This is a genomic window from Dermacoccus sp. UBA1591 (assembly GCF_002322065.1).
Taxonomy (GTDB): Bacteria; Actinomycetota; Actinomycetes; order Actinomycetales; family Dermatophilaceae; genus Dermacoccus; species Dermacoccus nishinomiyaensis.
Genome location: NZ_DCNR01000126.1, coordinates 1 through 6,871, shown reverse-complemented (window position 1 = coordinate 6,871; position 6,871 = coordinate 1). Strand labels below are relative to the sequence as shown.

Annotated in this window: 9 protein-coding genes; 1 reads left to right on the top strand and 8 read right to left on the bottom strand. The window is 67.2% G+C overall.

The genetic code is table 11. The annotated features are described in order from the left end of the window. A partial coding sequence (locus tag B2284_RS14260; RefSeq protein WP_286697678.1) for a D-alanyl-D-alanine carboxypeptidase family protein occupies positions 1-248 on the top strand: 248 nt, incomplete at its 5' end. Positions 249-408: 160 nt separating this feature from the next. Here B2284_RS14260 and B2284_RS14255 read toward each other — a convergent pair. From B2284_RS14255 to B2284_RS14220, 8 genes are all read right to left on the bottom strand, one after another. After that, entirely contained in the window at positions 409-594 is a 186-nt protein-coding gene (locus B2284_RS14255; protein ID WP_349676104.1) for a S26 family signal peptidase, read from the bottom strand. Next, positions 516-1,085, bottom strand: a complete 570-nt coding sequence (gene lepB, locus B2284_RS14250; RefSeq protein ID WP_286697677.1) for a signal peptidase I — start codon at positions 1,083-1,085, stop codon at positions 516-518. The genes B2284_RS14255 and lepB (B2284_RS14250) overlap by 79 nt, the downstream gene beginning before the upstream one ends. A 120-nt stretch (positions 1,086-1,205) precedes the next feature. Continuing rightward, positions 1,206-2,147 (bottom strand): signal peptidase I, encoded by a 942-nt coding sequence (lepB, locus tag B2284_RS14245; RefSeq protein ID WP_239304522.1) that lies wholly within the window; start codon positions 2,145-2,147, stop codon positions 1,206-1,208. Between the two features lies 1 nt (position 2,148). Then, entirely contained in the window at positions 2,149-2,469 is a 321-nt protein-coding gene (locus B2284_RS14240; RefSeq protein WP_006943527.1) for a rhodanese-like domain-containing protein, read from the bottom strand. A gap of 501 nt (positions 2,470-2,970) precedes the next feature. Next, on the bottom strand, positions 2,971-3,540 hold the full coding sequence (locus B2284_RS14395; protein WP_242686968.1) for a sortase domain-containing protein: 570 nt from the start codon (positions 3,538-3,540) through the stop codon (positions 2,971-2,973). Positions 3,541-3,642: 102 nt separating this feature from the next. After that, complete coding sequence (locus tag B2284_RS14230; RefSeq protein ID WP_074046303.1) at positions 3,643-4,449, bottom strand: hypothetical protein; 807 nt, start codon at positions 4,447-4,449, stop codon at positions 3,643-3,645. A gap of 862 nt (positions 4,450-5,311) precedes the next feature. After that, entirely contained in the window at positions 5,312-6,028 is a 717-nt protein-coding gene (locus B2284_RS14225; protein WP_074046302.1) for an anti-sigma factor, read from the bottom strand. Beyond that, on the bottom strand, positions 6,025-6,594 hold the full coding sequence (locus B2284_RS14220) for a sigma-70 family RNA polymerase sigma factor (RefSeq protein ID WP_083607348.1): 570 nt from the start codon (positions 6,592-6,594) through the stop codon (positions 6,025-6,027). The genes B2284_RS14225 and B2284_RS14220 overlap by 4 nt, the downstream gene beginning before the upstream one ends. Positions 6,595-6,871: the final 277 nt, after the last annotated feature.

Here is a 6,871-nt window from a genome sequence, read left to right as displayed (position 1 = left end):
TCGACCGTCAGCACGAGCTCGAGCCCGCATTCAAGGACACGCCCGTGGGTCGCTGGGTGGGCGCTCATGCGCACGAGTTCGGTTTCGTCGTGCGCTACCCCGAGGGCCAGCGCGCTGTGACGGGCTACGAACCCGAACCGTGGCACCTGCGTTACGTCGGCCCCGAGGTCGCAGCGTTCATGCATGCGCGACGCGACATCGCGACGCTCGAAAATCTCTTCGGCCTGCCCGCCGCGCCGGGATACTGACGGCTTGGCGCCGCCTGCCTGAAGCCGCGCCGGATGTCGAGTCCCCCCGGAGAGCACCCCGGTGCTTGCCTTCGATGCACCGCATGATTGATGGCTCGTGGTGTTGTCCCTCGGAGTCGCCAGCGAGCCCATCGCATCGTGGCAGCAATGCGTGCCGAGGTCACTTCTTCGGTGCGGGCACCTTCGCGAACGCGTCTGCGTCGCCGTGGCCGCCTGCGAGGTGGTTGAGGGGCCAGACGACGGCGATGGCGCGCCCGGTGACGGCGCTCAGCGGCACGCTTCCGAGGCGTCCGGTGCCGTCGTCGTGCGAGCGACTGTCGGCGGAGTCGTCGCGGTGATCGCCCATGACCCAGATGTGCCCGGCCGGCACGGGATACTCCACTTGCTCGCCTGCCCGGGGCTCGGCGCGCAGCCGTCGAGCCCGGCCTGCAGGTACGGCTCGTCGACGGCGACGCCGTTGACCGTCAGCTTCGCGTTCGGCTCGGAGCAGCTGACGACGTCGCCGGGCAGGCCGACGACGCGCTTGACGAGGTGGTTGCCCTCCGCAGCGATGTGCGTGGCCGTCGCGACATCGCGCACCGCCTTGCGCCAGCCCGTGGGTGCGGCCTGCGCGGGTTCCCAGTGCAGGTCGTCGGCGAAGACGACGACGTCACCGCGCCTCACGTCCTGGCTCCACTTCTCGACGACGATGCGGTCGCCGACCCCGAGCGTGTTCTCCATCGACCCGCTGGGGATCTTGAACGGCTGGGCGACAAACGTCGAGATGAGCGCCCATGCCACCCAGATGATGACGATCGTGAGGAGACGATCGCGCCACACCGCGAGCTTCGGATTCATGCCCGACATCCCACCATCCCAGCCTGAGAGAACCGTGGCACCGACGGCCAGACGAGGTGAGGCGCCGGGCCATCACTGGCCGCGGCGCCCCGTCGCGAATGATCGTTCAGCGTGAACCGATCACTTGGCGGCGGGCACCTTCGAGAAGGCGTCCTCGTCGTTGTGGCCGCCGGCGATGTTGCCGATCGGCCAGACGACGGCGAGACCCCGGCCGGTGATGTCGCTGACGGGCACGCTGCCGAGGCGTCCGGTGCCGTCGTCGTGGTAGCGGCTGTCGGCCGAGTTCGAGCGGTTGTCACCCATGACCCACACCTTGTCCTTGGGCACGGTGATGGAGAACTTGTCCTGGCACGGCTGCACACCCGATTTCAGGTACGGCTCGGTGATCGCGACACCGTTGACGGTGAGCTTCTGCCCGGGCCCCTCGCACGAGACCTTGTCGCCGCCGACGCCGACGACGCGCTTGACGAGGTGGCTGCCGCTCGCGGACAGGTGCGTCACCTCGGCGATCTTGCGGATCCCTCCGGTGATGACGTTGCCGCTCGGAACGGGGTCGGTCCAGTCGCCCGGATCCTTGAACACGATGACGTCGCCGCGCTTGACGTCCGTGAATCGCGGCGCCCACTTGGCGACGACGATGCGGTCGCCGACCCGCAGCGTGTTCTCCATCGAACCGGACGGGATGCGGAACGGCTGCACGACGAACGTCGTGATGAACGCCCAGATCGCCCAGACGGCGACGACGAGGATGAGGCGGTCGAGCCACGTGCGAGCCGCCGAGCGTGGCTTGCGCTCACGCTTGTCGTCACCGGATGCCGTTGCAGCAGTAGCGCCGTCGTCGCGCGAAGGGCGCAACGAGGTGGCGTCGCCGGAGACGGCGGACGTGGCGTCCTCACGCGAGGAACGCGCCGACGTGGCTTTGCGGGAGCTGACGAACGTGGCGCCATCGCGGGTGTCGCTCGTCGAGGAGGTCGTGTCGGACCCGGTGGCGGCAGCGTCTTCGGCCGCAGGGTGCGGGTCGGCGTTGCGCCGCGCGCGGCGCGAGAGGGGGGAGTCGCTCACGTCAGATGACGTTGGCGTCGCCGCCGCCGACAGCCTGGATCGGCTTGCCGTCGGCGTGCCACTGCTTCATGCCGCCCTCGACGTTCGCCACGTCGAGACCCTGCCCCTCGAGCCATTGCACGGCGCGACTCGAGCGGCCGCCGCTGCGGCAGACGACGGGGAGGTCGCCATCGACCTCGGGAAGCTCGCCGACGCGGGCCGGGAGCTCCGCGAGGGGGATGTGGATGGCGCGCGGCGCGTGACCGGCGTCGTACTCGTCCTGCTCACGAACGTCGAGCACGACGGCGTCGTCAGCAATGTCCTTCGGAGTCACGGTGTTCATGCGTGCAAGCCTCTCACGTCTTGGGGTGGGCTTCATAGGCGTGACGCGCCCCGACGCAGGCCTTCCACGCCGCCCCAGGCACCTGGCCGCGCCGTACCCCTCTGCGATTCGTGTCCACCGGAGGGCGTCAACCTGAGTGGATCCACGTGGGGTTGAGGTGGGCGATTTCGGGTAGCGTGGCGGAGATGGGGCGCCGTACGGCGTGTCACTGAGCAACTCGGAGTGGCCGTGCGTGGTTCATCCTCGATCGTCGGTTGCGTGCAGCGTGGCGCCTAGCCGCTTTGTCCCCTAAGGGCTAAGGGCGGCGTCCGCAGCCAGTGGTCTGGGGCGAGGTTGGACTGGGCCACCCCCGCACCGCCGGTCACACCCCCACATTCCGAGCTGGCAGCTTCACAAGGAGCGGGCGCCGTTGAACGTACGACGGGCAGGGCCCGTAGGGCTGTCAACAAGGCCGAGGGGGTAGCCGTCACAACCTGCGAGAAGACAGCGGGGGTGAGCTCTCTAGTGGGCGTAGACGACGGTGTTGGAGTCGTAGTGGCCAGTGCGGGTGTCGAATGTTCCGCTGCATGTGATGAGGCGTAGTTCTGGGCCGGCGGTGTTGGCGTACACCTCGGTGGTAGGAAATGTGGTCTTGGAGTATTGGGCGGTTCGGTAAACAGTGAAGTCGTGGGTCTTTCCGGCGGTATCGCGTACGGAGACACGGTCGCCTGCTTTGAGAGCGGCGAGTTCGTGGAAGGGCCCGTTGCCGTCGGGTGTGATGACGTGTCCTTCGATGACTGCGGGGCCGGGTTGACCCGGCCGAGGTGAGCCGTTGAACCAGGCCACGCGCTGTACGTCGGCTCCGCTCGGTACGGCCACGGCACCAGACGCATCGAGCCCTAAGCTCAGCAAATCTTCGGACAAGCCCAGTCGGGGAATCGAGACGTTGACTGGTTGTGCGACGTCGGCAGTGCCGCGGGTGTTCACCGGGACTGACCTCGATGATGTGGGTGCCGCGGCGTGCGTGGCCGGGGCAGATGTGGCGGCTGTGGCAGGGGGTGGTCTGTACTGATGTGAACGCCCCCACCACATGGCGCCGATGCCCAGGAGCACGAGCAGCCCGCACGCCACCACGGTGATGAGGTGGCGGCGGGCCGATCGTGGAGGGTACGTCATGGAAGCGAACTCAGACGCTCACGCGTTGTGTGCGCTGCGGTTGTGGCGTCGGCGCGCCAGGCCGGCACCCGCGAAGCCGACAGCGCCCGCCGCGACAAGACCAGCGCCGGTGGTGGTGGCCCAACCGGAGGTGGGGTTGTGCTGACCGATTCCGGTCTGCACACCACCGGAGGGCATCTGGTTCATCTGGCTCTTGGTCAACACACCGCAGGTTGCCGGGTCGGTGGCTTCTTCGGGCAGGCTCGGGTCGAGGTCGGACTTGCCGGGCCCGTCGTACTTGCCGTTCTTGTTGTAGTCGATCCCGTGCTGCACGATGACGGCGCTGCCGTCCTTGACCGCTTGCAGCGACTTCGCATCCAGCGTGATGGTGCGTTCGTAGGTGTCATCACCTGCGGGGAACCGCTCGACGGCCAGAGCTGATTTCGCGCTCGTGTCACCGCTGGTCGTCAAAGACACCATCGGCATGCCGTAGTTCTTCATGGCGTCCTTGACCAGCAGATGGCCGTTGACGCCTGTGCCCGTGGCGTTCGGGCTCGGGCACGTGCCCGTGCCACCGACATGGATGTGCTGCGCATGCGGAGCGCCCGCAGCCAGCCCATGGCTGGTGATCTTCAGCTTCAGCTGGTCACCATGCAGACTTCCCCAGACGGTGGACCAGGCGCCACTGTGGTTCAGCTCGGTCAGCTTCGCCTGGAACGTCCACGTGGGCGCGTTGTGCGCGGGCGTCGCCGCGCCGGCGGCTGCAGCACCTGCGAGGGGGGCGGCAGCGAGTGTCGTCGCGGCCAGCACGCCCGCGGTGGATGCGATCGTTCGCAAAGTCGTCATGATCGGTTCCTTTCAGCTGTGCCCGACCCGGCGGACAGGGGCCGCCGTGAAGGTCGAACTATGGAGTGTTCGGAGCCTGCCGCGTCCTGGATGGGGCATACCCAAAAAATTCTCGGGAAGGCCCCACATCGACGGGCCAACACCCACGTCATCAACTCGTCCGGATGCGCGGGTCAATGCGCTGCGGCGCCAGCGTTGACGCGCGCCGAGCGACCCCGCAGACACCAGGACCACCATCGCTGGCCCGCATGCCCGCACAAAATCTCCCGGCTACGGCGGCCGAGGTCTCGACTCGTGCGGCCCAGCCCTTGCGCTGACCAGAGCGCGGCCGCGGCAAAGCTCACTGGGGGCGGGCGCGGTCCGTCACATCCTTGTCGCCTCGACAGGCAGGCAGAGCGAGCTGGCCTCCGAACGGCGCGCCGAGGCGGAGACATTCGCACGATGCGCGCCGGGCCTCGGCACCGCACTCACCACACCCAAGGAACCTGCGCGAGTGGAGACGACGGTCGCCCGATGCATTCGTCGGATCAGCATCAATCGAGCGTGCAGCGCTGGCGGTACCACGACGAACAGGTGGGTGTTCATTGACGTAAGGCGCAGCGAACTATCAGATAGTGGGCGTGCCGATCAGCACGTCACCACTGATCTCGGACGTCCTGAAGTCAGTCACGAGTAGGTGCCGGGGGGTGACAAGGTCGACGGGCCCTTCATCCTTGAGAGGTGTGCGCGCCAACCGTACGCGACAGCGAGGGCTGCCGAGGCCGACAGGAACTTTTTGCGAGCTGATTCGACACCCGGCACACGCCTCGGCGCACCCTTGGGTCAGCACGGTGAGTTCGGCTCCATCCACGTCACGATCGATTTAGTTCAAGTGCACGGTGAACAAGGCCGGAGTGGAGGGTTGCGTCGGGCGCGTCCCCGCCCTCTCCGTGGTGAAGGCCACAGCTCGCGCGGCGCCGACGTCGCCGTCGAGCATGATCGTCGTGGCTCCGCTCGTCGAAGGTAGCTGTCCCGCGTTCCGGAGCGCGCCGGAGCCGTCTGCTGACCAAGCCGTGTAGACACGCCCAGGCACCTGCGGTGGGGCTGGCACGAACCGCACCGCGGCCCGCCCGTTTCTTCGCGCGACGGTGACCACCGAACCACGGTAGATCGCCCGAGCGTGCTCCGCTTTGGGATCATCCAGGATCGCGGCGGCCGAAGGAGGCGAGGGCGATGAATGGGTGGCTTCCCACGTACCGGCGCCTGCAGCCGCAAGCACGATTGCCGCGGCCGCCGCCAACACACCGCGCCGCCGTAGCAGGTGAGATGGGTGCCTACCAGAATCCGTCGCCTCCTCAACCCGCGCAATACTGCCGTGCTGCGGCGTCGATCGGGCCATCGCGAGAACTTGCTCTCGCAGCTGCGGTGGCGCGGGCATCGCCACCGTGCGACTCAGATCAGCGAGCACCTCGCGCATCGAGTCCCGCTGTTGGCGGCATGTGGAACAGGCACGCAGGTGCTTGTCGAAGCGCCGACGTTCCATCTCGTCCACCGCGTCAAGAACGTACAGTTCGAGCATCGCATGCTCATCCGAACTCATGACCCTTCCTTCCCGGCAGGTTCCAGGCAGCGTTTCAAGGCACGGACGCCATCACGTAGACGTGACTTCACCGTGCCCAAAGCAGCCCCCAGCTCGTGTGCGATCTGCGTGTGAGTCAGCCCATCCCAGTACGCCATCTCGAGCGCGTGGCGCTGCAACTGAGTCAAGCTCTGCATGCACTCGCGTACCCGGAGTCGCTCGGCGCGGGCCACGGTCTCATCCTCGGGCCCGGGAACAATTGCGCGCTCAAGGTCTTGGGCGTAGACGCCATCACGTGCGCGCGACGCCTCATTCGAACGCACCACGTCGACAGCGCGTCGGTGAGCGATAGCGAGCAGCCAGCCCCACCCGCTCGAGCGAGAACCGTCGAAGGAGGCTGCCTTGCGCCACACCTCGAGAAAGACCTCTTGCGTTGTCTCTTGCGCCAACGCGGGATCGCGAAGCACACGTAACACCACACCGTAGACCCGAGAGACCGACAGGTCGTACAGCCTCTCGAAGCCTGCTGCCTCACCCCGTGCCACTGCCTCGAGCAACAACGAGATCGACGCGGCAGGGGCACTCATGCCATCCATTGTGGCGTCCCAGTTCGACGAATGAATCACCTTCTTGTTCGAAGTGGCAGGCCGACTGGATGGGGCGGCGTCGAGCCCGGCCTAGCGTGCGGGCCTGCTGGGACGACGGGCAGCGCGCTCAAGCCCCGACGTCTACTTGGCGCAGCGTGAAGATGTTGGTTCCAAGCGCGACGGTTAGAACGTGCAACGGGATGGCTGCGACGCTACCAACACGTGTCGGTTACCACCGGCCGACACTGGGGTTTGGAGGCTCTTCACGAACGAGGGT